The 24098-nt window shown below is 66.7% G+C and carries 23 protein-coding genes; 17 read left to right on the top strand and 6 right to left on the bottom strand.

Annotated elements, in window-relative coordinates; genetic code table 11:
* Nucleotides 1–348 precede the first annotated feature (348 nt).
* From rpsD to DSHI_RS14935, 5 genes are all read left to right on the top strand, one after another.
* On the top strand, nucleotides 349–969 hold the full coding sequence (gene rpsD / locus DSHI_RS14955) for a 30S ribosomal protein S4 (protein ID WP_012179609.1): 621 nt from the start codon (nucleotides 349–351) through the stop codon (nucleotides 967–969).
* An 88-nt stretch (nucleotides 970–1057) separates the two neighbouring features.
* Nucleotides 1058–2476, top strand: coding sequence for a homospermidine synthase (locus DSHI_RS14950; protein WP_012179608.1), 1419 nt, complete (start codon nucleotides 1058–1060; stop codon nucleotides 2474–2476).
* 76 nt (nucleotides 2477–2552) lie between these two features.
* Nucleotides 2553–3638, top strand: coding sequence for a histidinol-phosphate transaminase (gene hisC / locus DSHI_RS14945; protein ID WP_012179607.1), 1086 nt, complete (start codon nucleotides 2553–2555; stop codon nucleotides 3636–3638).
* Nucleotides 3635–4576: a prephenate/arogenate dehydrogenase family protein gene (locus tag DSHI_RS14940; protein ID WP_012179606.1), complete on the top strand. Its 942-nt coding sequence runs from the start codon at nucleotides 3635–3637 to the stop codon at nucleotides 4574–4576. Before hisC ends, DSHI_RS14940 begins: the two co-directional genes overlap by 4 nt.
* On the top strand, nucleotides 4573–5388 hold the full coding sequence (locus tag DSHI_RS14935; RefSeq protein ID WP_012179605.1) for an extensin-like domain-containing protein: 816 nt from the start codon (nucleotides 4573–4575) through the stop codon (nucleotides 5386–5388). Before DSHI_RS14940 ends, DSHI_RS14935 begins: the two co-directional genes overlap by 4 nt.
* On the opposite strand, the gene DSHI_RS14930 is transcribed toward DSHI_RS14935, so the two are convergent.
* A complete protein-coding gene (locus DSHI_RS14930) occupies nucleotides 5385–6383 on the bottom strand; it encodes a DUF2125 domain-containing protein (RefSeq protein WP_012179604.1) in 999 nt (332 codons plus the stop codon). The genes DSHI_RS14935 and DSHI_RS14930 overlap by 4 nt on opposite strands.
* 66 nt (nucleotides 6384–6449) lie before the next feature.
* Between DSHI_RS14930 and DSHI_RS14925 the strand changes: the two genes are divergently transcribed.
* From DSHI_RS14925 to DSHI_RS14915, 3 genes are all read left to right on the top strand, one after another.
* Entirely contained in the window at nucleotides 6450–6992 is a 543-nt protein-coding gene (locus DSHI_RS14925) for a gamma-glutamylcyclotransferase (protein WP_012179603.1), read from the top strand.
* A 90-nt stretch (nucleotides 6993–7082) separates the two neighbouring features.
* Entirely contained in the window at nucleotides 7083–8366 is a 1284-nt protein-coding gene (locus DSHI_RS14920; protein ID WP_012179602.1) for a hypothetical protein, read from the top strand.
* Between the two features lie 3 nt (nucleotides 8367–8369).
* On the top strand, nucleotides 8370–10316 hold the full coding sequence (locus tag DSHI_RS14915) for a peptidoglycan -binding protein (protein WP_012179601.1): 1947 nt from the start codon (nucleotides 8370–8372) through the stop codon (nucleotides 10314–10316).
* A gap of 48 nt (nucleotides 10317–10364) precedes the next feature.
* Here the strand turns inward: DSHI_RS14915 and clpA are convergent, their stop codons facing one another.
* The gene (gene clpA, locus DSHI_RS14910; RefSeq protein ID WP_012179600.1) at nucleotides 10365–12692 is read right to left on the bottom strand and encodes an ATP-dependent Clp protease ATP-binding subunit ClpA; all 2328 of its coding nucleotides are present in this window, start codon (nucleotides 12690–12692) and stop codon (nucleotides 10365–10367) included.
* A gap of 480 nt (nucleotides 12693–13172) precedes the next feature.
* Here clpA and DSHI_RS14905 point away from each other — a divergent pair, with 480 nt between their 5' ends.
* The 7 genes from DSHI_RS14905 (at nucleotide 13173) to DSHI_RS14875 (ending at nucleotide 19494) form a co-directional block, all read left to right on the top strand.
* Entirely contained in the window at nucleotides 13173–13919 is a 747-nt protein-coding gene (locus tag DSHI_RS14905) for a class I SAM-dependent methyltransferase (RefSeq protein WP_044028037.1), read from the top strand.
* A 286-nt stretch (nucleotides 13920–14205) separates the two neighbouring features.
* Nucleotides 14206–14766, top strand: coding sequence for a F0F1 ATP synthase subunit delta (locus DSHI_RS14900; protein ID WP_012179598.1), 561 nt, complete (start codon nucleotides 14206–14208; stop codon nucleotides 14764–14766).
* Complete coding sequence (atpA, locus tag DSHI_RS14895; RefSeq protein ID WP_012179597.1) at nucleotides 14767–16305, top strand: F0F1 ATP synthase subunit alpha; 1539 nt, start codon at nucleotides 14767–14769, stop codon at nucleotides 16303–16305.
* Nucleotides 16306–16317: 12 nt separating this feature from the next.
* Nucleotides 16318–17190 (top strand): F0F1 ATP synthase subunit gamma, encoded by an 873-nt coding sequence (locus DSHI_RS14890; protein WP_012179596.1) that lies wholly within the window; start codon nucleotides 16318–16320, stop codon nucleotides 17188–17190.
* Between the two features lie 17 nt (nucleotides 17191–17207).
* On the top strand, nucleotides 17208–18632 hold the full coding sequence (gene atpD, locus DSHI_RS14885; RefSeq protein ID WP_012179595.1) for a F0F1 ATP synthase subunit beta: 1425 nt from the start codon (nucleotides 17208–17210) through the stop codon (nucleotides 18630–18632).
* Nucleotides 18633–18641: 9 nt separating this feature from the next.
* Nucleotides 18642–19037 carry a F0F1 ATP synthase subunit epsilon gene (locus DSHI_RS14880; protein WP_012179594.1) on the top strand — a complete coding sequence of 132 codons (396 nt, stop codon included), beginning with the start codon at nucleotides 18642–18644 and terminating at the stop codon, nucleotides 19035–19037.
* Nucleotides 19038–19143: 106 nt separating this feature from the next.
* Nucleotides 19144–19494 (top strand): H-type lectin domain-containing protein, encoded by a 351-nt coding sequence (locus DSHI_RS14875; protein WP_012179593.1) that lies wholly within the window; start codon nucleotides 19144–19146, stop codon nucleotides 19492–19494.
* 9 nt (nucleotides 19495–19503) lie between these two features.
* Here DSHI_RS14875 and DSHI_RS14870 read toward each other — a convergent pair whose 3' ends face one another.
* Complete coding sequence (locus DSHI_RS14870) at nucleotides 19504–20526, bottom strand: ribose-phosphate pyrophosphokinase (protein ID WP_012179592.1); 1023 nt, start codon at nucleotides 20524–20526, stop codon at nucleotides 19504–19506.
* A 134-nt stretch (nucleotides 20527–20660) separates the two neighbouring features.
* Here DSHI_RS14870 and DSHI_RS14865 point away from each other — a divergent pair, with 134 nt between their 5' ends.
* On the top strand, nucleotides 20661–21260 hold the full coding sequence (locus tag DSHI_RS14865; protein ID WP_012179591.1) for a 2-hydroxychromene-2-carboxylate isomerase: 600 nt from the start codon (nucleotides 20661–20663) through the stop codon (nucleotides 21258–21260).
* Entirely contained in the window at nucleotides 21260–22093 is an 834-nt protein-coding gene (locus DSHI_RS14860; protein ID WP_012179590.1) for an alpha/beta fold hydrolase, read from the top strand. Before DSHI_RS14865 ends, DSHI_RS14860 begins: the two co-directional genes overlap by 1 nt.
* On the opposite strand, the gene DSHI_RS14855 is transcribed toward DSHI_RS14860, so the two are convergent.
* The 3 genes from DSHI_RS14855 to DSHI_RS14845 form a co-directional block, all read right to left on the bottom strand.
* Complete coding sequence (locus DSHI_RS14855; RefSeq protein WP_157865426.1) at nucleotides 22060–22473, bottom strand: YcgN family cysteine cluster protein; 414 nt, start codon at nucleotides 22471–22473, stop codon at nucleotides 22060–22062. The two genes, DSHI_RS14860 and DSHI_RS14855, sit on opposite strands and share 34 nt — an antisense overlap.
* Nucleotides 22474–22547: 74 nt before the next feature.
* Nucleotides 22548–23498 (bottom strand): bifunctional riboflavin kinase/FAD synthetase, encoded by a 951-nt coding sequence (locus DSHI_RS14850; RefSeq protein ID WP_044028948.1) that lies wholly within the window; start codon nucleotides 23496–23498, stop codon nucleotides 22548–22550.
* Between the two features lie 52 nt (nucleotides 23499–23550).
* Nucleotides 23551–23994 (bottom strand): MaoC family dehydratase, encoded by a 444-nt coding sequence (locus tag DSHI_RS14845; protein WP_012179587.1) that lies wholly within the window; start codon nucleotides 23992–23994, stop codon nucleotides 23551–23553.
* Nucleotides 23995–24098 lie beyond the last annotated feature (104 nt).

Here is a 24098-nt window from a genome sequence, read left to right as displayed (position 1 = left end):
CGCGGCGACCAAGCGCCTTGCAAGGCGCTTGACAAGGCGATTGCAATCGCCTTGCGCCCGGCCCGCCCCGGGGGCGACATTTTTCGCCGCAGCTCCCGGTTGCCGTTGACTCCCCCACGGCCCTGCGTATAAGCGCGCATTCATTGGTGTTGGTGGCCCCCGCGAGGGGATGCCTGTCGGGACCCGGGCAACCGGATCATTCCAGAGGACAACGCCCTTCAACCGCAGCTTTTTTGCGGAACGAAACCGACCCCCGGGTGGAGCGCGCGACGCGATCTTCATCCCGAAAACTGGGAACCGGTGTTCGGACCAAGATGAAGATGCAAATACAACTGAAGGAGACCAGCCGTGACCAAACGCACGTCTGCCAAGTACAAGATCGACCGCCGCATGGGCGAAAACATCTGGGGCCGTCCGAAATCCCCGGTGAACCGCCGCGAATACGGCCCCGGCCAGCACGGCCAGCGCCGCAAGCAGAAGATGTCCGACTTCGGCCTGCAGCTGCGCGCCAAGCAGAAGCTCAAGGGCTATTACGGCGACCTGACCGAAAAGCAGTTCCGCCGCATCTATGCCGAGGCCGAGCGGGTCAAGGGCGACACCGGCGAGAACCTCATCGGTCTGCTGGAGCGTCGCCTCGACGCCGTGGTCTATCGCGCCAAGTTCGTGCCCACCGTGTTCGCCGCGCGCCAGTTCGTGAACCACGGCCACGTCCTCGTGAACGGCGAGCGGGTGAACATCCCCTCCTACCGGGTCAAGGAAGGCGACGTCATCGAGGTGCGCGAGAAGTCCCGCCAGATGGCCGCCCTGCTCGAGGCGACCCAGCTGCCCGAGCGCGACGTGCCCGACTATGTCGATGCCGACCACAACAAGATGAAAGCGACCTTCGTCCGCACACCGGGCCTTGCGGATGTGCCCTATCCGGTGATGATGGAACCGAACCTCGTGATCGAATACTACGCACAGAACTGAACCGTTCGCGCATACTTGCCTCAAGGGCCGCGCGACCCCCGCGCGGCCCTTTTCGCGTCCGCCAACAGACCGAAGCAGGAGAGCCCCCATGACCGATTATCCGATTTACGGCCGCATCGACGGCCCGCTGGTGATGATCGGTTACGGCTCCATCGGGCGGGGGACGCTGCCGCTGATCGAGCGGCATTTCGACTTCGACCGGGACCAGCTCCTGGTGGTGGAGCCCAAGCCGGAGCGGGTGGAATTGCTCAGGTCCCGGGGCATTCCCTGCAAGCAGCTGGCCCTGACGCCCGAGAATTACCGCGACGAGCTGAGCGCGCTCTTCCCCGACGGCAAGGGGTTCTGCGTGAACCTGTCGGTGGATACCTCCTCGCTCGACCTGATGAAGCACTGCCGCGCGCTCGGTGTGCTCTATATCGACACCGTGGCGGAACCCTGGGCCGGCTGGTATTTCGAGACCGCCGACAACGCCGCGCGCACCAACTACGCCCTGCGCCAGGCGGTGCGGGACGAGAAGGCCGCGAACCCCGGCGGGACCACCGCCGTGTCCTGCTGCGGGGCCAACCCGGGCATGGTGTCCTGGTTCGTCAAGGCCGGGCTGATGAAGCTGGCCGAGGATCTGGGCCACGGGACCCAGGCCCCGAGCACCCGCGAGGGCTGGGCCGCGCTGATGCGCGATCTGGGCGTCAAGGGCGTCCATATCGCTGAGCGCGACACCCAGGTCCGCGCCGAGCCCAAGCCGCACATGGTCTTCGTGAACACCTGGTCGGTCGAGGGGTTCATCGCCGAAGGCTACCAGCCGTCGGAAATGGGCTGGGGCACGTTCGAGCCCTGGATGCCCGAGAACGCCCATCGCCACGAGACCGGCTGCAAGGCGGCGATCTGGCTCGAACAGCCCGGCGCCGACACCCGGGTGCGCAGCTGGTGCCCGACGCGCGGGCCGCAATTCGGCTTTCTCGTGACCCATAACGAGGCGATCTCGATTGCCGATTACTACACCGTGGGCGCGGGGGATCACCCCGAGTTCCGGCCGACCTGCCATTATGCCTACCATCCCTGCGACGACGCGGTGCTGTCGCTGCACGAGATGTTCGGCTCGGGCGAGATCCAGACAGAGCATCACATCATGGATGTGGACGAGATCACCGACGGGATCGACGAGTTGGGCGTGCTGCTCTACGGGCACGCGAAGAACGCGCTGTGGTACGGCTCGCGCCTGTCCAACGAGGAAACCAGGTCGCTCGCGCCGGACCAGAACGCCACCGGGTTGCAGGTGACCTCCGCCGTGCTCGCGGGCATGGTCTGGGCGCTGGAGAACCCGCGCGCGGGCATCGTCGAGACCGACGAGATGGACCATGCCCGCTGCCTGGAGGTGCAGTTGCCCTATCTCGGCCCGGTCGAGGGGCATTACACCGACTGGACGCCGCTCACCGACCGCGACAGCCCGTTCCCCGAGGACCTCGCGCTCGACGAGCCCTGGGCGCTGCAGAACACCCTGGCGCGGTAGGAGGGAGCGGATTGTCAGACAATTTGCCCGACACTTGCCCGACATATGCCCGACACTTGTCCGACGCGAGGCCGACATGACCCAGATCACCCCCCAGCCCGGCATCATGGACATCGCGCTCTACGAGGGTGGGGCGTCGAAAGTGGACGGTCTCGACACCGTCATCAAGCTCAGCTCGAACGAGAATCCGCTGGGCCCCAGCCCCGCCGCGATCGCCGCCTACAAGGCGGCTGCGGGGGAGTTGCACCGCTATCCCTCCACCGATCACGCGGGCCTGCGCGGCGCGATCGCCGAGGTCTATGGCCTTGATCCCGAACGGATAATCTGCGGCGCCGGGTCGGACGAGATCATCGCGTTCCTGTGCCAGGCCTATGTCGGGCCCGGCGACGAGGTGATCCATACCGAACACGGCTTTGCCATGTACCGCATCAGCACCCTGGCCGCCGGCGGCACCCCCGTCGAAGTGCCGGAACGGGAGCGCGTGACGGATGTGGACGCGATCCTCGCCGGGGTGACCGACCGCACCCGGCTGGTGTTCATCGCCAACCCCAACAACCCCACCGGCACCATGATCGGCGGCAACGCCTTGGCCCGTCTCGCGGACGGGTTGCCGGAGGGGTGCTTGCTGGTTCTGGACGGGGCTTACGCGGAATATGTGCCGGATTACGACGCCGGAAAGGCGCTGGTCGAGAGCCGCGAGAATGTGGTGATGACCCGAACGTTTTCAAAGATTTACGGGCTGGGTGCCCTGCGCGTCGGCTGGGGCTACGGGCCGCGCCACGTCATTGATGTGCTCAACCGCGTGCGGGGTCCGTTCAACCTGTCGACCGGGGCGCTGGCGGCGGCGGAGGCGGCCGTGCGGGACCGCGCCTATACCGAGACCTGCCGCGCCGAGAACGCCAAATGGCGCGGCTGGCTGGCCAGCGAACTGGCCGCTCTCGGCATCCCCTCGGATACCTCCTCGGCCAATTTCGTGCTGGCCCGTTTCGCCAGCCCGGAGGAGGCAGGCGCCTGCGACGACTTTCTCAAGGCGCGCGGGATCATCGTCCGGCGCGTTTCGGGCTACAAGCTGCCCGCCGCCCTGCGCATGACCGTGGGCGACGCGGAAGGCTGCCGCGCACTCGTGGACGCCGTCGCCGCCTTCAAGGCGCAGGCGGCATGAGCGCCGTGATCTACCCGAAGGTCGCCCTGATCGGCCTGGGTCTCATCGCGGGGTCCATGGCCCACGCCATGCGCCGGGCAGGCCTCGCCGAGACCATCACCGGCTATGCCCGCAGTGCGGAGACCCGGAAAATCGCCCGGGAAATCAACCTGGTGGACGAGGTCTGCGACAGCGCGCTGGAGGCCGCCCGCGACGCCGATCTCGTGGTGCTCTGCGTGCCCGTGGGCGTCATGGGCGCGGTCGCCGCCGAGATCGCGCCGGGGCTGAAACCGGGCGCGGTGGTCACCGATGTGGGCTCGGTCAAGGCCGCGGTGATCGAGGCGGTCGCCCCCCACATCCCCGAGGGCGTGCATTTCATCCCCGGACACCCGCTCGCAGGCACGGAGCATTCCGGCCCCCGGTCGGGCTTTGCGGAGCTTTTCGACAACCGCTGGTGCCTCCTGGTGCCGGTCGAAGGGTCCGACCCCGGCGAGGTCGCGCGCCTCACCCGGTACTGGGAGGGGCTGGGCAGCAATGTCGACGTGATGGACGCCGAGCATCACGACCTCGTCCTCGCGGTCACGAGCCACGCGCCACATCTCATCGCCTATACGATGGTCGGTGTGGCCGACGACCTGCGTCGGGTGACCGACAGCGAGGTCATCAAGTATTCGGCGGCGGGGTTTCGGGACTTCACCCGGATCGCGGCCTCGGACCCGACCATGTGGCGCGACGTGTTCCTGAGCAACAAAGCCGCGACGCTGGAAATCCTCGGGCGGTTCACCGAGGAATTGTTCGCGCTGCAGCGCGCGATCCGCACCGAGGATGGCGACCACCTGCACGACTATTTCACCCGGACGCGCGCGATCCGGCGGGGCATCATCGACGCGGGCCAGGACACGGACGCGCCGGATTTCGGGCGTGCGGTGGCGTCGAAGGCCAAGGCGCGCACCGAATGAGGGCGGCGCGGATCGGGATGCTGGGGGCGCTGGTGCTTGCGCTCGCCTCTCCCGCGGCCGCGCTCGACCGTTCGCCCCATCCAACGCCGCGGGCCGAAGCCCTGATCCTTGCCCAGGTGGGCGCGCGGCTTGCCCCCGCGCCCCGCGCGGCCCCCGAAACCGCCACCGAGCCTGCGCTGGGTCAGGCGGGGGGACTTCGTCTCTCTCCCCATCCCGCGCCGCGGGGGGCGTTCGTGCCGCGCCAGGTGTCGCGCGAAGTCACCCGTCCCCCGGGCGGGCCGTCGAAAATCGGTCGCATCTGCGGCAGCCGCAAGATCCTGGGACGCACGGCATCGTCGATCCCCGGCACCCTGCCCGGATGCGGGGTGCGCAATCCGGTGCAGGTGGTCGAGGTGTCCGGCGTGCGCCTGTCCACGGCGGCGACCATGACCTGCGAGACCGCCGAGGCCCTGCGCAAATGGGTGGATAACGGCGTCAAGAAATCCGTGCGGCGCACCGGTGGCGGGGTCGCGGAACTGCGCGTCGCGGCCCATTACAGCTGCCGCACCCGCAACCATAAGCCCGGCGCGAAGATCTCGGAGCATGGCAAGGGCAAGGCGATCGACATCTCGGCCATCGTGCTGAAGGACGGGACCGTGGTGACCTTGCAGAAGGGGTGGAACGACCGCCGCTACGGCAAGATGTTGCGCCAGATGCACAAGCGCGCCTGCGGGCCCTTCGGCACCGTGCTCGGCCCCGAAAGCGACCGGTTCCACAGGGATCATTTCCACTTCGACGTAGCCCGCCACCGGGGCGGCCCCTACTGCCGCTAGCGCAGCCGGAAACGCGGCCCCTGGCCCAGGTTGAGAAAGCCCAACCGCATCTGCCCGTCGCGGAAGGTCAGCGGCACGTCGATCGAGGTCTCGGGCCCCGACAGGCCCGCCAGCGCCCGCAACCCGGTCTCCAGCAGGGGCAGGACCGCGGGCGGCACCAGCCCGGAGCGTTCGGCGAGACGCAGGATCTCTTCCCAGTTGGTGGCCTTGATCGTGATCTCCCCCGTGCCGCGGCCTTGCGCGTCGATGTCGAGCGCGCCCGCCGCCCGCAGGCCCAGCGGGCCCCAGGCCGCGCGCGCCTCGTTGAGGGTGATGGCGGTGGGTTGCGGGCGGCGGTCTTCTAGCGCGCGCAGATCCCATTCCTGGTCGAAGCGGATCACCGCGTCGAGGCGCAAGGTCTCCAGCGCGGGGGGCAGCAGATCACCCGGATCGAGGCGCCGTTTGAGGGCCACGGGCGGGGCGAGGCTCAGCGCCTCCAGCCCGATGTCATAGGTCAGATCGGTGCCCTCGGTCTCGCGCATGGCCAGACGCAGGGTCTGCGCCCGCAGCCGGGCCTCCCCGGCGGTGAACTCCGGCGCGTCGGCCACGAAGACCGCGCTGCGCAGGGGCATGCCCGCCGCCGCCCCGAGATGCAGCGATCCGCGCATCTGGGTGCTGTCGAGCTGCGTGCGCCCGAACGGTGTCAGGATCTCCTGGGTGTTGGGAAAGACCGCGATCACCTTGTTCGGCTGATAGCTGAGCGCCAGAAGTTGGAAGAACGGCGCCTGCCACGCCAGCCCGGTCTCGGGGTCCGCGAAGGCCGGGTCGGTCAGTTCGGTGTCGAACCGGTTGGGAAAGCCGCGCACGGACAGGTCGGAATACTCCACCTGCCAGCCCTCGGCGCGCCGGTCCTCAAACCAGGCGGTCAGGTTGCGTTCCAGCGCGGAGGCGCCCAGATACCAGTAGGCACACCAGGCCAGCGCCGCGGTCACGGTGATCCCAAGCAGCCATTTCATGCAGGTTTTCCCTTTCCTCGGCGCACGGGCTGATGTTTAACCGCGCGCGCAACGGAGGACCAGCGCATGAACACGCCCCTGTGGGTCTTCGGATACGGATCGCTGATCTGGAACCCGGAATTTCCCGTCGCCGAGCAGCAGATCGCCCGGCTGGACGGCTGGCACCGGTCGTTCTGCATGCGCTCTATCCACCACCGCGGGACCGAGACCGATCCGGGGCTGGTCCTGGCGCTGGACGCGGCGGGGCAGGGGCATTGCAACGGCGTCGCCTTCCGCGTGGCGCCGGGGGCCGAGGCGCAGACCATGGCGGATTTGCGAGAGCGGGAGCTGGTCTCGTCGGCCTATCTCGAGATCACCAGCGAGCTGATCCTCCATGACGGGCGCGCGGTGCGGGCGGTCACGTATGTGGTGGACCGCGATCACGTGCAGTATTGCGGCGACCTGGCCCTGGAGGAGCAGGCCCGCATCATCGCGCGCGCCGTGGGTGGGCGCGGGCCGAACACCGAGTACCTGTGGAATACCGAGGCGCATCTGCGCGAGATCGGGCTGCATGACCCGGATCTCGCCTGGCTGGCGGAGCGTGTGCGGGAGTTGACCGACCCGGTCTGAGCCGCTCTTGGCGGTGCAGCAAACGCGCACTTTGCAACATCGCCCGCAGCCCCTATCGTGCAGCGCCATAAGGTGAAGAAGGCAGAGAGAATGGAAAATCCGGCAATGCGGGCCCGACCGTCCTTCAGTCGGCCCACACGGCAGCTTCTGCTGATGCTGCTCGTCCTGGTCCTGGTGGGGATCGGGGGGTGGGTGGCCTATCCGCGGGTCGCGCCGATCTTCCTTGCCAATCCCTATCTCAACGGGGTGATCGTTCTGGTCTTTGTGGTGGGGCTCATGTCCTGCCTGGCGCAGCTTTACCAGCTTTCGGCGGCGACGCGCTGGATCGAGGGGTTTGCCAACAACGTGCCGACGGCCACCCGGGACACCGCGCCGCGGCTGGTGGGGACGCTGGCGAACCTGCTGGGCGCGCGCAAGGCGCGGATGCAGCTCAGCGCGAACTCGTCGCGCTCCATCCTCGATTCCGTGGCCACCCGGATCGACGAGGCGCGCGACATCACGCGTTATATCGTCAACCTTCTGATCTTTCTGGGCCTTCTCGGCACGTTTTACGGCCTTGCCACCACGGTGCCCGCGGTGGTCGACACGATCCGCTCCCTCGATCCGTCCGAAGGCGAGGGCGGGGTGGCGGTGTTTTCCCGCCTGATGACGGGGCTGGAGGCGCAGCTGGGCGGGATGGGTACGGCGTTCGCCTCGTCGCTGCTGGGTCTTGCGGGCTCGTTGGTTGTGGGGCTTTTGGAGCTCTTCGTGGGCCATGGCCAAAACCGGTTCTACCGGGAGCTGGAGGAATGGCTGTCGACCATCACCAAGGTCGGGTTCGCGTCGTCGGAGGTCGAGGGCGGCGGGTTCGACATGGATATCGTGGCCCAGGTGCTCGATCACATGGTGGCGCAGATCGAGTCGCTGCAGGACCTGTTCGTGCAATCGGATGAACGGGCCACGCGGCTCGACCAGCGCCTCGTCGGGGTGGCGCAGTCGGTCACGGCGCTGACCTCGCAGCTGGGGCGCAACGACCAGACCACCGAGGCGCTGGAACGGGTGGCCGCGGGCCAGGAACGGATCGCCAACCTGCTGGAGCAGCAGATCACCGCGGGCGAGGGCGGCATCGACGCCGAAAGCCGGATGCGCCTGCGCAGCATCGATGTGCAGCTTCTGCGGATCTTCGAGGAGATGTCCGCCGGACGGCAGGAAACCGTGGCGGAGTTGCGCGGCGATCTCGCCTCGCTGAACATGACGGTGAAACAGGCCGCGCGCGCGGGCGACCCGGCGGCCGTGGCGGCAGAGGCCCTGCGCACCGTCCTGCACGACGATTTCGACCCGCAGGATGCGTTCCAGCGGGCCCGCCGCCCGGGCGATCCCCCGGAAGAGCGCTGACCGATGGCGTTTGTGCGACGCTTCAACCAGCGCGCGACGGGCAATATCTGGCCCGGCTTCGTCGATGCGATGACGGCGCTGCTGCTGGTGCTGTTCTTCGTGCTGACGATCTTCATGGTGATGCAATCGGTGCTGAGTGAGCAGATCGAGGTCAAGGATGACGAGCTCGACAGCCTGAGCCTGCAACTGTCGGACCTCGCCGATGCGCTGGGGTTGGAGCGGGAGCGGACCGAGACCCTGACCGAGACCGTGGGCGCCTTGTCGGCCACGCTCGACGATGCCGAAGCCCAGGCCCGGGCGCAGGAAACGATGATCGCCACGCTCACCGCGCAGGTCGCCACCGCCGAGGCGGAGATCGCCGAGCGCGACGCGCGGATTTCGGGGTTCGAGGACCGGGTGGCGGCCCTGCTGGCGGACAATCGCAGTCTCGGCGCGCAACTGGCAGAGACCGGCGCGGATCGCGATGCGCTTTCGGCGGAACTGGCGCAGGTGGAGGCCGCGCGCGATGTGGCCCTAAGCGAGGCGGAGGCGCTGAACCTCGCGCTCGCGCGGCTGCGCACGGAAGTGGACGCGCAACAGGAGGCTGCCCGCCTTGCTGCCGCCCGCTCCGACGCGCTGGAGGCGCTGGTGGCGGATCTGCGCAACGACGCGGCGGCACAGGAGACCCGGCTGAGCACCCTGATGGCGCAGCTGGCGGCGGCTGAAGAGACCGACGCCAGCCTGCGCGCGGACCTCGCGGACCTGGAAGCGACCCTCGCGGACCGGGAGGCCGCGCTCGACCAGGCGGAGCTCGCCCGTCTCGAAGGCCTGGCCCGGCTCGAAGAGTTGCGCGCGCAGGTCGTGGACCAGGCAGCCGAGCTCGACGCGGTCGAGGCGGCGCGTCTCGAAGAACTGGCCGCGGCGGAGGCCCTGCGCGCCCGGCTGGCCGAAAGCGAAGGCGCGCTGTCGGAGGCCGAAGCGGCTCGCCTGGCGGAGGCGGCGGCGGCCGAGGCCCTGCGCGCGCGGCTGCAAGACGCGGATGCGGAGCTGACCGCCATGACACTGGCGCTGGAGGCGCGGCGGCAGGAGGCGGAGGATACGCTGACCAAGCTGGCCGCAGCGGAACTCGCACGCGAGGCGCTGTCGGGCGAGTTGGCGGAGGCGCGGGCACAGGCCGACACGTTGGATCAGCGGCTGACCGAAGCCGAGCGCGACCGGCTGTTGCTGGGCCTGGCGCAGGAGCAGTTGCGCCGGGTGGAGGCCCAGTCGGCGCAGGACGCGCGCCGGGTCGCCGTGCTCAACGAGCAGGTCGCCGCCCTGCGTACCCAGCTCAACAGTCTGCAGGGGCTTCTTGACGAGGCGAGTGCGCGCGATGCCGAAGCGCAGGTACAGATCGAGGCGCTGGGGACGGAGCTGAACACCGCCCTGGCCCGGGTCGCCGCCGAACAACGCGCCCGCGCCGACCTGGAGGAGGCCGAGCGGCGGCGGCTGGAGGCCGAGGCGCAGGATCTCGCGCGCTATCGCTCGGAGTTTTTTGGCGAGTTGCGTGATCTGCTCGGCGGTCAGGAGGGCGTCCGGATCGAAGGCGACCGGTTCGTGTTCTCGTCCTCGGTGCTGTTCGACACGGGCGAAGTGGCGCTTTCGCCCCAGGGGCAGGCGGAGGTTGCGAAGGTCGCGGGCATCCTGCGCAGCGTGGCGGACCGCATCCCCGAAGGCATCGACTGGGTGCTGCGTGTGGACGGGCACACCGACAACGTGCCGGTGACGGGCGGTGGCAAATACGCCGATAACTGGGAACTGAGCCAGGGCAGGGCGCTGTCGGTCGCGCGGTTCCTGATTGAGGACCAGGGCATCCCGCCTGACCGGCTCGCGCCCACCGGGTTCGGCGAGTACCAGCCCGTGAGCTTGGAGGATACGCCGGAGGGCCGGGCGCTCAACCGCCGAATCGAGTTGAAGTTCACCGAGAAATGAAAACGCCCGGCGCGGGGGCCGGGCGTTTAAGGGTGCTGTGGTCCGGGATCAGTCCGCGGTCAGAAGCGGGGGCTTCTTGCTGGAGATCCGGGGTGCGCCGATCGGCGCGATCTGCAGATCGATCTTGCCGTCCTTCACGCCGACCTTGACGATGCCGCCCTTGGCCAGCTTGCCGAAGAGCAACTCTTCCGCCAGCGGCTTCTTGATCTGCTCTTGGATCACGCGGCCCAGGGGGCGGGCGCCCATCTTGTCGTCGTAACCCATGTCGCCGAGCAGCGTCGCCGCTTCCTCGCTCAGCTCGATGGTGACGTTGCGGTCCAGCAGTTGTGCTTCGAGCTGGAGCACGAACTTTTCGACGACCTGCATGATGATCTCCTTGCCGAGCGGCGCGAAGCTGATCACTGCGTCCAGGCGGTTGCGGAACTCGGGCGTGAAGGTCCGCTCGATCGCGGCGGTATCCTCGCCCTCGCGCCGGTCGCGCCCGAAGCCGATGGCGGCCTTGGCCTGTTCCGCGGCCCCCGCGTTGGAGGTCATGATCAGGATCACGTTACGGAAATCCACGGTCCGCCCGTTATGGTCGGTGAGCGTGCCGTGATCCATCACCTGCAGCAGGATGTTGTAGACATCCGGGTGCGCCTTCTCGATCTCGTCGAGCAGGAGCACGCAATGCGGGTGCTGGTCGACCCCGTCGGTCAGAAGACCGCCCTGGTCGAACCCGACATAGCCCGGAGGTGCACCGATCAGGCGCGAGACCGCGTGTTTCTCCATGTATTCCGACATGTCGAACCGCAAAAGCTCCACCCCCAGCGTACTGGAGAGCTGCTTGGCCACCTCGGTCTTGCCGACACCCGTGGGGCCCGCGAAGAGGTAGTTGCCGATGGGCTTTTCCGGCTCGCGCAGGCCCGCGCGGGCCAGCTTGATCGCGGAGCTGAGCGCCTCGATCGCATTGTCCTGGCCGAAGACCACGCGCTTGAGCGAGACCTCGAGATCCTTCAGCACCTCCGCATCGTCCTTGGAGACGTTTTTCGGCGGGATGCGGGCGATCTTGGCCACCACGGCCTCGATTTCCTTGGCGCCGATGGTCTTGCGGCGCTTGGATTCGGCCACCAGGTGCTGCGCGGCCCCGGCCTCGTCGATCACGTCGATGGCCTTGTCCGGCAGTTTCCGGTCGTTGATATAGCGCGCCGACAGCTCCACCGCGGTCTTGATCGCGTCGGAGGTGTACTTGATCGCATGGTGATCCTCGAAATAGGGCTTGAGGCCCTTGAGGATCTTCACCGTGTCCTCGACCGAGGGCTCGGTCACGTCGATCTTCTGGAACCGGCGGCTCAGCGCGCGATCCTTCTCGAAATGCTGACGGAACTCCTTGTAGGTGGTCGAGCCCATGCAGCGCAGCTTGCCGCCCTGCAACGCGGGCTTGAGCAGGTTGGAGGCGTCCATCGCCCCGCCGGATGTTGCCCCGGCCCCGATCACCGTGTGGATCTCGTCGATGAAGAGTACCGCATCCGGGTGGTCTTCAAGTTCGGTAACAACGGCCTTCAACCGCTCTTCGAAATCGCCGCGATAGCGGGTGCCCGCCAGCAGCGCCCCCATGTCCAGGCTGTAGATGGTGGCACCGCGCAGCACCTCGGGCGTTTCGCCCTGCACGATCTTGCGCGCCAGGCCCTCGGCGATGGCGGTCTTGCCCACGCCGGGATCGCCCACCAGAAGCGGGTTATTCTTGCGCCGACGGCACAACACCTGGATACAGCGCTCCACCTCGCTGTCGCGCCCGATAAGCGGGTCGACGTCACCCTTGCGCGATTTGGCGTTCAGGTCCACGCAGTACTTTGCAAGCGCGGACTCCTTCTCGTCCCCGCCCTGATCGGTGCTGGCGCTGGCCTCTTCTTCCATGTCCGACGCGCCCGACACGGGCCGGGATTCGCCGAAACTGGGGTTCTTGGCCACGCCATGGGCGATGAAATTCACCGCGTCATACCGGGTCATGTCCTGTTCCTGCAGGAAATACGCGGCATTGGACTCGCGTTCCGCGAAGATCGCGACCAGCACATTGGCGCCGGTCACTTCCTGGCGGCCCGAGGACTGCACATGGATCGCGGCGCGCTGGATCACCCGCTGGAACGCAGCGGTGGGCACGGCTTCGGACCCCTCAACATCCGTGGCGAGCGTTGCGAGATCTTCCTCGATGAAAGCCTCGAGGGTCTGGCGCAGGGCGTCCAGGTCGACATTGCAGGCTTTCATGACCTTGGCCGCGTCCGGCTCGTCGATCAGCGCCAAAAGCAGATGCTCAAGCGTCGCCAGTTCATGACGACGCGCATTGGCCTGGGCGAGCGCGGTGTGGATGGCCTGTTCTAGCGTATTCGAAAACGAAGGCACCGGGGGCTCCTTTCACTGGGGCCGGGACGCGAGGGAGGACGTCACAACCATTTCCCTTATAGGTTAAACTTCGGTGTTCTTCGGCGCGCTTCAAGGCTTTTTTCAGCAAAGCGGGTCCGCGCGGGCGATAAGGGCATCTGACCAAAGGCCAATTCCCGTCATTCGGCGGGTCGGAAAAACGCTGCAAGGGCTCCAAAAGCAGCGCTTAGCGTTGGAAATCCTTCGTTTTGCGCGCGGTGTGCGGGGGCGGGCCGGTTGCGCGGCCGGCAGATGGAGATAAACCAGTCCGCACGATGTGCCTAAAAATAGTGCAGAATTTGAGCGCGCCACCCTGCATCGCGTTCCAGCGCGCGACATTTCGCACGCAGCGCACGCGCGGGCGTGGGTTTTCGCAACGCGGCCCAGAGTGTACATATTGTGTAGTGGCGCTGCGGCGTCGGACGGGCCGAACCCCTTGTGCGATCAACTGAAAGTGCGCCTGTGCATCTCGACGTTCTGGATTTGCGGCAATTCTATTATCGCACCCGTCTCGGCCGCGTGGCGCAGGGTGCGATCCGCGATGCGTTGCTGTATCACTGGCCCGATGCCGAGGGGCAGACCGTGGTCGGCTTCGGCTTCGCCGTGCCGCTGTTGCGACCCTACCTGACCGATGCGCGGCGCGTGATCGGGCTGATGCCCGGGCCGCAGGGGGTGATGCATTGGCCGGCGGGAATGCCGAATATCTCGGTTCTGTGCGACGAACGCTCCTGGCCGCTTGAGACCGGCGGCGTGGACAAACTGGTTCTGCTGCATGGGCTGGAGACGTCCGAGACCCCCACGGATCTGCTGGAAGAATGCTGGCGGGTGCTGTCTCCGGGCGGGCGGGCGATGTTCATCGTGCCCAACCGCGCGGGGCTCTGGGCGCGCAAGGACGGCACGCCGTTCGGGTATGGCCGCCCCTACAGTCTCGGGCAACTTGAGGCGCAACTGACCAAGCACGGATTTGTCAACGAACGCCACGCCAGCGCGCTCTTCACCCCGCCGAGCGAGAAGCGCTTCTGGCTGCGATCCACGCGGATGGTCGAGAAAACCGGGCAGAACCTGTCGGCGGTGCTGGGCGGGGGGGTGTTCCTGGTGGAGGTGTCCAAGCAGGTGTTCGAGCCGCTGAAAGCCGACCGGTCCAAGGGACTGCGGCGGCCGTTGCGGGTGCTGGAGGGGATCCCCGCGCCGGGCGCGAAACCGGTCTGAGGGACCCGTCGCGGGTCAGCGCAGCCGATTCACCCTTGCGGCGATAGCATGCTCGCCGGTTTCGGCAATACCAAAGCTTCAAAGTGTCGCGCTCGGCGGCCGTATTCCTCAGGGCCTGTATAATAACGTGCTCCGGCGGGGTGATCCGGAGCACCATGCCTGTTGCGGCACCCATACGCGTCTGCTAAATCCGCCGAGAATTTCTCGAATTTGCGATCTCGTAAGTTCTCTAGCTGCTTGCTCCGATACCTCCATCCGGAGCGGCACAGACAGCGGAAGGGTGGACGTGTCAGACTCAGCTTCGATCTCCTCCGGTATCGCTGATCGTTATGCGACGGCGATCTTTGAACTGGCCAAGGAAGAAAACAACATCGGTGCGCTGGAGGCAGGGGCCGACCTGCTGGATGCGGCCCTCAAGGAGAGCGCAGAGTTCCGTGATCTGATCTCGTCACCGGTCTACAGCCGCGACGAGCAGGCCGGTGCCATCGGCGCGATCGCCAAGAAGCTCGAACTGGCCCCCATGCTGAGCAACGCGCTGGCGCTGATGGCGTCCAAGCGCCGCCTGTTCGTGCTGCCGCAACTGGTGGCGAGCCTGCGCGCGCTCATCGCCGAGGAAAAGGGCGAGATGACCGCGGACGTGATCTCGGCCCAGCCCCTGAGCAAGGCGAACCTGGACGAGCTGACCAAGGTGCTTAGTGCGTCCGCCGATAAAACCGTCAAAGTGAATGCGACCGTCGATAACAGCCTTATCGGCGGTCTTGTCGTCAAGATGGGCTCGAAGATGATCGACACGTCGATCCGCGCGAAGCTCAATGCACTCCAGAATACTATGAAAGAGGTCGGGTAAATGGGAATCCAAGCTGCCGAAATCTCTGCGATCCTCAAGGAGCAGATCAAGAACTTTGGCCAGGAAGCCGAAGTCGCCGAGGTGGGCCGCGTGCTCAGCGTCGGCGACGGGATTGCACGGGTCCACGGGCTGGACAACGTGCAGGCCGGTGAAATGGTCGAGTTCCCGGGCGGCATCCGCGGGATGGCCCTGAACCTCGAAATCGACAATGTGGGTGTCGTGATCTTCGGCTCGGACCGGGACATCAAGGAAGGCGACATCGTCAAGCGCACCAAGTCCATCGTGGACGTGCCCGTGGGCGACGCGCTGCTGGGCCGGGTCGTGGATGGCCTGGGCAACCCGCTGGACGGCAAGGGCCCGATCGAGACCACCGAGCGCAGCATCGCGGACGTGAAGGCGCCGGGCATCATCCCGCGCAAATCCGTGCATGAGCCGATGGCGACCGGCCTGAAATCTGTCGACGCCATGATCCCGATCGGGCGCGGCCAGCGCGAGCTGATCATCGGCGACCGCCAGACCGGCAAGACCGCCGTGGCGCTCGACACGATCCTGAACCAGAAGGCCTATAACGACGCCGCCGGCGACGACGAGAGCAAGAAGCTCTACTGCGTCTACGTGGCCGTGGGGCAGAAGCGCTCCACCGTGGCGCAGCTGGTCAAGAAGCTCGAAGAAACTGGTGCCATCGAATACTCCATCGTCGTGGCCGCCACCGCCTCCGACCCGGCGCCGATGCAGTTCCTCGCACCCTATGCCGCGACCTCCATGGCGGAATTCTTCCGCGACAATGGCCGCCATGCGCTGATCATCTATGATGACCTCTCGAAGCAGGCCGTGTCTTACCGTCAGATGTCGCTGCTGCTGCGTCGCCCGCCGGGCCGCGAAGCCTATCCGGGCGACGTGTTCTACCTGCACTCCCGCCTGCTGGAGCGGTCGGCGAAGCTGGGCGACGATCATGGCAACGGGTCGCTGACCGCGCTGCCGATCATCGAAACGCAAGGCGGCGACGTGTCGGCCTTTATCCCGACCAACGTGATCTCGATCACCGACGGCCAGATCTTCCTGGAAACCGAGCTGTTCTACCAGGGCATCCGCCCCGCCGTGAACACCGGTCTGTCGGTGTCGCGCGTGGGCTCCTCGGCCCAGACCAACGCGATGAAATCCGTCGCTGGCCCGGTGAAGCTGGAACTGGCGCAGTACCGCGAAATGGCGGCCTTCGCGCAGTTCGGCTCCGACCTCGACGCCGCCACACAGCAGCTGCTGAACCGTGGTGCGCGCCTGACCGAGCTGATGAAGCAGCCGCAATACTCGCCGCTGACCAATGCCGAGATCGTCTGCGTGATCTTCGCCGGCACCAAGGGCTACCTCGACAAGATCCCCGTGGGGGACGTGGGCCGTTACGAGAAGGGCCTGCTGGCGCACCTGCGCGGCAAGCACAAGGGCCTGCTGGACTACATCACCAAGGAAGATCCCAAGATCAAGGGTGAGGCCGAAGACAAGATCCGCGCAGCGCTCGACGAATTCGCCGCGACCTTCGCGTAAGGGTTCCTGAGCATGCCAAATCTCAAGGACCTCAAGAACCGGATCGAGAGTGTCAAAAGCACTCGCAAGATCACGAAGGCCATGCAGATGGTGGCCGCCGCGAAACTGCGGCGGGCGCAGGACGCGGCCGAGGCCTCGCGCCCCTATACGGAACGGTTCAACGCCGTTCTCGCGGGGCTTGCGGCATCGGTCGGTGACAGTGACTCGGGACCCAGGCTGCTTGTGGGCACCGGCAGCGATCAGACCCACCTGCTGGTGGTGATGACGGCGGAGCGGGGCCTCTGTGGCGGCTTCAACTCGTCGATCGCCAAGCTGGCGCGCGCCCATGCCGAGAAGCTGGTCGCCCAAGGCAAGACGGTCAAGATCCTGACCGTCGGCAAGAAGGGCCGCGAACAGCTCAAGCGCGACCTGAGCAAGCATTTCATTGGCCATGTGGACCTGTCGGAGGTCAAGCGCGTGTCCTATGACAATGCTGCCGACATCGCCGCCGATGTGCTGGGCCGCTTCGACGCGGGCGAGTTCGACGTGGCGACGATCTTCTTCAACCGCTTCCAGTCGGTGATCAGCCAGATCCCGACCGCCCAGCAGATCATCCCGGCCTCGTTCGAAGGGGACGCGGATGCGGACGCCACGCTCTACGACTACGAGCCGTCCGAAGAGGCCATCCTGGCCGACCTGCTGCCGCGCGGCGTGGCGACACAAATCTTCGCGGCGCTGCTGGAGAACGGGGCGTCCGAGCAGGGCGCGCGCATGTCCGCAATGGACAACGCGACCCGGAACGCGGGCGACATGATCGAGCGGCTGACGATCGAGTACAATCGTTCCCGCCAGGCCGTCATCACCAACGAGCTTATCGAAATCATTTCGGGCGCCGAGGCGCTCTAGAGAACCGGAGACACACCATGGCAAACGCAAAAGGCAAGGTGACCCAGGTCATTGGCGCCGTTGTGGACGTGCAGTTCGAGGATACCCTGCCGGAGATCCTGAACGCGCTGAACACCGAGAACAACGGCAAGAAACTGGTTCTGGAAGTGGCCCAGCACCTGGGCGAGAACACCGTGCGGACCATCGCGATGGACGCGACCGAGGGTCTCGTGCGCGGCGCGGAAGTGACCGACACCGGCGGCCCGATCACCATCCCCGTGGGCAACGCGACCCTGGGCCGCATCATGAACGTCATCGGTGAGCCGATCGACGAGAAGGGCCCGGTCGAGGCTTCGGAAAGCCGCGCGATCCACCAGCCCGCGCCGGAGTTCAGCGAACAGTCCACCGGGTCCGAGATCCTCGTGACCGGCATCAAGGTGATCGACCTGCTGGCGCCCTATTCCAAGGGCGGCAAGATCGGCCTCTTCGGCGGTGCCGGCGTGGGCAAGACGGTTCTCATCATGGAGCTGATCAACAACATCGCCAAGGTGCACTCGGGCTACTCCGTGTTCGCCGGCGTGGGGGAGCGGACCCGCGAGGGCAACGACCTCTACCACGAGATGATCGAATCCAACGTGATCAAGCCCGACAACCTGTCCGAGAGCCAGGTGGCCCTGGTCTATGGTCAGATGAACGAGCCTCCGGGGGCCCGTGCCCGCGTGGCGCTGACCGGCCTGACCCTGGCCGAGCAGTTCCGCGACCAGTCCGGCACGGACGTTCTGTTCTTCGTGGACAACATCTTCCGCTTCACCCAGGCAGGCTCCGAGGTGTCGGCGCTTCTGGGGCGTATCCCCTCGGCCGTGGGCTACCAGCCGACGCTGGCCACCGACATGGGCCAGATGCAGGAGCGGATCACCTCGACCAAGGGCGGCTCGATCACCTCGATCCAGGCCGTGTACGTGCCCGCGGACGACCTGACCGACCCCGCGCCCGCCACGACCTTCGCCCACCTGGACGCCACGACCGTTCTGTCGCGCGCGATCTCCGAACTGGGCATCTACCCCGCCGTCGACCCGCTCGACAGCTCCAGCCGGATCCTCGATCCGGGCATCGTCGGCGAAGAGCATTACCAGGTGGCCCGCGACGTGCAGGGGATCCTGCAGCGCTACAAGTCGCTCCAGGACATCATCGCGATCCTCGGCATGGACGAGCTGAGCGAAGAGGACAAGCTGACCGTGGCCCGCGCCCGGAAGATCCAGCGCTTCCTCAGCCAGCCGTTCGACGTGGCCAAGGTCTTTACCGGCTCCGACGGGGTGCAGGTGCCGATCGAGGACACCATCAGCTCGTTCAAGGCGGTTGTCGCCGGTGAATACGACCACCTGCCCGAAGGGGCGTTCTACATGGTGGGCGGCATCGACGAAGTGATCGCCAAGGCCGAGCGCATGGCCGCGGACGCGGCCTAAGAGGGTATCATGGCAAACACCCTGCAATTCGATCTCGTCAGCCCCGAGCGGAGCCTTGCTTCGCTCGAGGTGACCGAGGTCCAGATCCCTGCGGCCGATGGGGACATGACGGCGATGGCCGATCATGCGCCGACCATCACGACCCTGCGCCCAGGCATCCTGACGGCCGTCGGGCCGTCGGGGCGCGAGAGCTTCGCGGTCACCGGCGGCTTTGCCGAGATCAGCGCCGAGGGCACCACGGTTCTGGCTGAGCGGGCCTATCCCGCCGGGGCCGATGCCCGTGCCGCACTCGAAGAGCATCTCGAAGCGGCGCGCGCCAAGGCGAGCGAAGCGCAAGGCGAGCATAAGGACGTGGCCGAGAAGCTGGTCGACGACATGGTCAAGCTGCTCGCCGACATGGTCTGAGCCCCCAAGACAGCAAGATGACAGGGCCCCGCTTCGGCGGGGCTTTTTCTTGTTCTTCCCCGTCGGTCTTGCGAAAAGGGCGTCACGGGTGGAGGAGCGTACCAGTATGAAGCGGCTGCGGAACCATTTGATCGGGGTCGATCAGGGCTATGTCTCGCTGTTTTCCGATTTCGAGGACGGGGGCGAGATGTGGACGGGCGAGGGACAGCGCGAGGTGCGCCGTGCGATCCGGTTTGACGAGCCGTTTCGCACCCGGCCCGTTGTCCATGTGGGCCTCGCCCTGTGGGACATGGATCATGCGTCCAACCAGCGTGCCGATCTGCAAGCCCAGGAGGTGACCGCCACCGGTTTCGACCTGGTGTTCCGGACCTGGGGCGACACGCGCGTCGCGCGCCTGCACGCCACATGGCTTGCCATCGGCGAGCTGGCTTACGAGGATGACTGGATGGTGGACTGACCCGCCGGGTCAGCTGGCGTTGGCGTACATGCCCTCATAGATCGGATGAAGCGTGTCCGTGTCGAACAGGGATGACACACTCGTCCCGTTCCAGATGTTCAGGATCGCCTGGGCAAAGACCGGCGCCGTGGGCACGATGCGGATGTTGGGTGCGGCCTTCACCGCGTCCGTGGCGCCGATGGAGTCGGTGATCACCAGGCTCTTCATGTTCGACTTCGTGATCCGCTCCACCGCGGGGCCCGAGAGCACGCCGTGGGTGATGTAGGAATGCACCTCCGACGCCCCCTCGGAGATCAGCAGGTCCGCCGCCTTGCACAGGGTTCCGGCCGTGTCGCAGATGTCATCCACGATGATGCAGGTCTGGCCCTCCACCTCGCCGATCACGGTCATCTCCTCGACCACGCCCGGCTGCGACCGGCGCTTGTCCACGATCGCGAGGCCACACCCGATCCGCTGGGCCAGCTCCCGCGCGCGGGCCACGCCGCCCACGTCCGGCGAGACCACCGTGACGTTGTCCAGCCGGCCTGCGAAATTGTGCATCACGTCCAGCGCGAAGATCGGCGCCGCATATAGGTTGTCCACGGGGATGTCGAAGAAACCCTGGATCTGGGCCGCGTGCAGGTCCATGGTCAGCACCCGCTCGATCCCCGCCTCGACCATCATGTTCGCCACCAGCTTGGCGGTGATCGGGGTGCGCGCCTTGGTGCGCCGGTCCTGCCGTGCATAGCCGAAATAGGGGATGATCGCCGTGATCCGCGCCGCCGAGGACCGCCGCAGCGCGTCGCACATGATCAGCAGCTCCATCAGGTTGTCATTGGCCGGGTTCGAGGTCGACTGGATGATGAACATGTCCTCGCCGCGCACGTTCTCGAACACTTCGACGAAGATCTCGCCGTCGTTGAACCGCTCGACCCGCGCATCCACCAGCCCCACGGTCATGCCGCGATAGGCCGACATGCGGCGCGAAATGGCATGTGCGAGTTCCTGGTTTGCATTGCCCGAGATGATTTTCGGAGAGATTTGTGCAGGCATCTGGTCTTTGTCCTTTGCGGGCCACTTTGCCGGGGACTCACCTTGCGGCGGAGTTGACACCGCTTACCACTGCCATACGGTCTTGCCTAGGCGGGCGGGGCGGCTGTCCCACACCGGGGGCAAAAGGGAACGACATGGCACAGCTCGACTACTATTTCGCGACAATCTCGCCGTTCACCTACCTGACCGGAGAACGGGTCGAAAAGATCGCGGCAAAGCACGGCCTGACGGTCGTCTACAAGCCCCTCGACATCATGGCGCTCTTCGGGCGCACGGGCGGCGTGCCGCCCAGGGACCGCCACCCCTCGCGGCAGGAATACCGCCTCCAGGAACTGGCGCGCCAATCGAAGAAAACCGGCCTGCCGCTGAACCTCAAGCCCGCCCATTGGCCGACCAACCCCGCGCCCAGCTCTTACGCGATCATCGCGGCGCAGGCGGCGGGCGGCGGCGATGTGGGCAAGCTTGTCAACGCCCTGACCGCCGCCTGCTGGGCCGGGGAGAAGGATATCGCCCAGGACGATGTGATCAGAGACTGCCTGTCGCAGGCCGGGTTCGACCCGAGCCTTGCGGACAGCGGGCTGCTCAGCGGGGCGGAGGCCTATGCCCGGAACCTCGAAGACGCGGTCGCCCGCGGCGTGTTCGGCGCACCCTTCTTCATCACCGAGGACGATCAACGCTTCTGGGGCCAGGACCGGCTCGATGATCTGGAGGCGCATCTCGACGGGCGCCTCTGATGCCCGCCACCCGGCTGGCCGGCACCTGGACCCATTGGGACGAGGGCGGGGCCGGGCAGAACACCCTGTTTCTCCATTGCGCGCTGGCCCAGGGGGCGGCCTGGCGGCCCCTGCGCGCCGCCCTGCCGCACAGGCACCATATCGCGCCCGATCTGCCCGGCCATGGCCAGTCGGGCCCTTGGGACGATGCGCAGGAGCCCACCGATCAGGCACTGGCGATGGCCGCGGCGCTGCTCGACCAGCGGCCCGGCCCGGTGGACGTGATCGGGCACAGCCTCGGCGCGGTCATCGCCCTGCGCCTTGCGCTGGCACGGCCCGACAGGCTGCGCACGCTGGTTCTGATCGAACCGGTCTTCTTCGCCGCCGCCCGCGTGCATGCGCCCGCGGTCTTCGCCGCCTTCGCCGCCGACACCGAGGCGGAAAGCGCCGCCTTCGCGCGCGGGGACTGGCCGCGCGCCGCACGGCTTTTCTACGACCGCTGGAGCGGACCTGATGCCTGGCAAAACCTGTCACTGATGCAGCGCGCCCGCATGATCGCCCAGATCCCGCTGATCCCGCGCACCGAGCCCGCGTTGGTGCAGGATATCCACGCTATCCTCCCGCGCCTGGCGGAGGTGGCCTGCCCCTGTCTCGTGCTGGCCGGGGACCGCTCGCCGCCCATCATCCCGGCGATCCAGCAGGCGCTGGTGGCCCATCTGCCCGATGGGATGGCGCAGGTGATCGAAGGGGCGGGGCACATGCTGCCCCTGACCCATCCGGGGGCTGTCGCGGCCGCGATCGAGCGTCTGCCGCCCGGCGCTCAGGCCCCGGCGTCGTCCGGGTCGATCAGGTAATCCTCAAGCTCGTCTTCGGCGACCTCGAACTCGGGCACGGCCCAGCCCGCGACGGAGATCCCCGCCTCCCGCACGCTTTCGGCCCGCCCCGAGATCAACGGATGCCATGTCTTCAACCGCTGCCCCTCGTAGAGCAACCGATAGGCGCAGGTCTCCGGCATCCAGTAGGCGATCTGGTCGAGGTTTTCCGGCGTCAGCACCACGCAATCCGGCACGAATTGCTTGCGCAGCTCGTACTGCCCGCAGCGGCAGGTGTCGGTGTCCAGCAACCGGCAGCTGACCCGGGTAAAGGCGACCTCGGCGGTGTCCGCGTCCTCCAGCTTCAGCAGGCAGCACCGGCCGCAGCCGTCGCACAGCGCCTCCCACTCCGCCGTTGTCATATCGGCCAAAGGCACGGTTTCCCAGAACCTCGGCCGCAGGGTCTCCTTGGCCGGGCGCCTGGCCTTGCGGCGTCTCACGCGGCGGCCTCGATCCGGGCGAGGATGTCGCGCGCCTTGGCGCAGTCCGCGTCCATCTGCGCGATCAGCGCGTCGAGCCCGTCGAAATTGGCCTCTGGCCGCAGGAAGGAGACCAGCGCGACCGACAATTGCGCACCGTACAGGTCGCCCTTGAAGTCGAACAGGAAGGTTTCGATGTTCGGAACCGCGCCGCCGAACATCGGACGCACCCCCATGGAGGCTGCCCCGTGGTAATGGCCCGCATGGGGGCCGTCGAGCACATCGACCAGCACCGCGTAGACCCCGAATTTCGGCGGGTGCAGTCCTGCGATGGACATGTTGGCGGTGGGATAGCCGAGGGTGCGTCCGCGCTTCTCCCCATGCTCCACCGGTCCGTCGATCCGGTGCCAGTGGCCCAGCATCCGGGCGGCATCCTCGGGCCGGCCCTCGGCCAGCGCCGTGCGGATCGAGGTGGACGAGACCACGAGGCTGTTGTCCTGCAAGAGATCGGCGATGGTCACACCAAACCCCATTTCGGCCCCGAAGCTGCGCAGGTTCTCGGCCGTGCCCTTGCGCCCCTTGCCGAAACAGAAATCCGCGCCCACGATAACGTGCCGCAGCCCGAGCGCGTCCACGAGAATGCACTGCGCGAAGTCCCGCGGCGTCAGCCCGGCAAGGGAGGCATCGAAGGGCAACTGGTACAGGATGTCGACATCCAGCTTTTCCAGCCGATGCGCCTTGGCGGTCTCGGACATCAATCGGAAGGGGGGGGCCTCCGGGGCGAAATACTCACGCGGATGCGGCTCGAAGGTCATCACGCCCACGGGCGCATCCAGCGTTTGCGCGATCTCGCGGGTGCGGGTCAGGATGCTCTGGTGGCCCAGGTGAACCCCGTCGAAATTGCCGATGGCAGCACAGGCCCCCCGATCCTCGGGGCGCACATACTCGGCGTCGCGCACAATCCTCATCATGGGGCTGAGGTAGCCCGCGTGCGCTCAGGGCGCAAGCACTGGTCGTGGGTCAGTCGAACTTCCGGCTCGGCGCGATGACCAGGGCCTCGCCCTTCAGGACCACCTTGTCGTCCACGTAGCATTTGGTCTCCAGCGAGACCCGGCGCTTGGGGAAGTTGATGTCGGTCACGGTCACTTCGGTGAACACCATGTCGCCGGGCCGCACGGGCCCCATGAACTTCAACGACTGGCCGAGATAGACCGTGCCGTGCCCCGGTAACTGCTCCCCGATCACGGCGGAGATCAGGCTGGCGGTCAGCATGCCATGGGCGATGCGGCCTTCGAACCGGGTGTCCTGGGCGTATTCTTCGTCCAGGTGGACCGGATTGCGGTCCGTCGAGACCTCCGCGAACATCTCGATATCGCGATCGGAGATGATCTTGCGCAGGGACCGGGTCATGCCGATCTCGATGTCTTCGATGCAGATTGTACCGCGTGGCGTGTTGTCCAACATCTGTCTCTCCAGTTCCTTTGGGGCGGATATAGGCCAGAATCGAACTTTCTGCAACTGCATTGGCAAGAATGCGACGATTTTTGTGTGGATCTTGAAATAAAGTT

This window comes from Dinoroseobacter shibae DFL 12 = DSM 16493 (genome assembly GCF_000018145.1).
Classification (GTDB): domain Bacteria; phylum Pseudomonadota; class Alphaproteobacteria; order Rhodobacterales; family Rhodobacteraceae; genus Dinoroseobacter; species Dinoroseobacter shibae.
The sequence above is the reverse complement of the archived record's forward strand: the minus strand, read 5'-3'. Positions and strand labels throughout refer to the sequence as shown.

Bases quoted from the DNA above. Each gene is read 5' to 3' on its own strand.
- DSHI_RS14950 (WP_012179608.1), top strand. From the start codon at position 1,058: ATGACCGATTATCCGATTTACGGCCGCATCGACGGCCCGCTGGTGATG.
- hisC (WP_012179607.1), top strand. From the start codon at position 2,553: ATGACCCAGATCACCCCCCAGCCCGGCATCATGGACATCGCGCTCTAC.
- DSHI_RS14940 (WP_012179606.1), top strand. From the start codon at position 3,635: ATGAGCGCCGTGATCTACCCGAAGGTCGCCCTGATCGGCCTGGGTCTC.
- DSHI_RS14935 (WP_012179605.1), top strand. From the start codon at position 4,573: ATGAGGGCGGCGCGGATCGGGATGCTGGGGGCGCTGGTGCTTGCGCTC.
- DSHI_RS14930 (WP_012179604.1), bottom strand. From the start codon at position 6,383: ATGAAATGGCTGCTTGGGATCACCGTGACCGCGGCGCTGGCCTGGTGT.
- DSHI_RS14925 (WP_012179603.1), top strand. From the start codon at position 6,450: ATGAACACGCCCCTGTGGGTCTTCGGATACGGATCGCTGATCTGGAAC.
- DSHI_RS14920 (WP_012179602.1), top strand. From the start codon at position 7,083: ATGGAAAATCCGGCAATGCGGGCCCGACCGTCCTTCAGTCGGCCCACA.
- DSHI_RS14915 (WP_012179601.1), top strand. From the start codon at position 8,370: ATGGCGTTTGTGCGACGCTTCAACCAGCGCGCGACGGGCAATATCTGG.
- atpA (WP_012179597.1), top strand. From the start codon at position 14,767: ATGGGAATCCAAGCTGCCGAAATCTCTGCGATCCTCAAGGAGCAGATC.
- DSHI_RS14890 (WP_012179596.1), top strand. From the start codon at position 16,318: ATGCCAAATCTCAAGGACCTCAAGAACCGGATCGAGAGTGTCAAAAGC.
- atpD (WP_012179595.1), top strand. From the start codon at position 17,208: ATGGCAAACGCAAAAGGCAAGGTGACCCAGGTCATTGGCGCCGTTGTG.
- DSHI_RS14880 (WP_012179594.1), top strand. From the start codon at position 18,642: ATGGCAAACACCCTGCAATTCGATCTCGTCAGCCCCGAGCGGAGCCTT.
- DSHI_RS14875 (WP_012179593.1), top strand. From the start codon at position 19,144: ATGAAGCGGCTGCGGAACCATTTGATCGGGGTCGATCAGGGCTATGTC.
- DSHI_RS14870 (WP_012179592.1), bottom strand. From the start codon at position 20,526: ATGCCTGCACAAATCTCTCCGAAAATCATCTCGGGCAATGCAAACCAG.
- DSHI_RS14865 (WP_012179591.1), top strand. From the start codon at position 20,661: ATGGCACAGCTCGACTACTATTTCGCGACAATCTCGCCGTTCACCTAC.
- DSHI_RS14860 (WP_012179590.1), top strand. From the start codon at position 21,260: ATGCCCGCCACCCGGCTGGCCGGCACCTGGACCCATTGGGACGAGGGC.
- DSHI_RS14855 (WP_157865426.1), bottom strand. From the start codon at position 22,473: ATGACAACGGCGGAGTGGGAGGCGCTGTGCGACGGCTGCGGCCGGTGC.
- DSHI_RS14850 (WP_044028948.1), bottom strand. From the start codon at position 23,498: ATGAGGATTGTGCGCGACGCCGAGTATGTGCGCCCCGAGGATCGGGGG.
- DSHI_RS14845 (WP_012179587.1), bottom strand. From the start codon at position 23,994: ATGTTGGACAACACGCCACGCGGTACAATCTGCATCGAAGACATCGAG.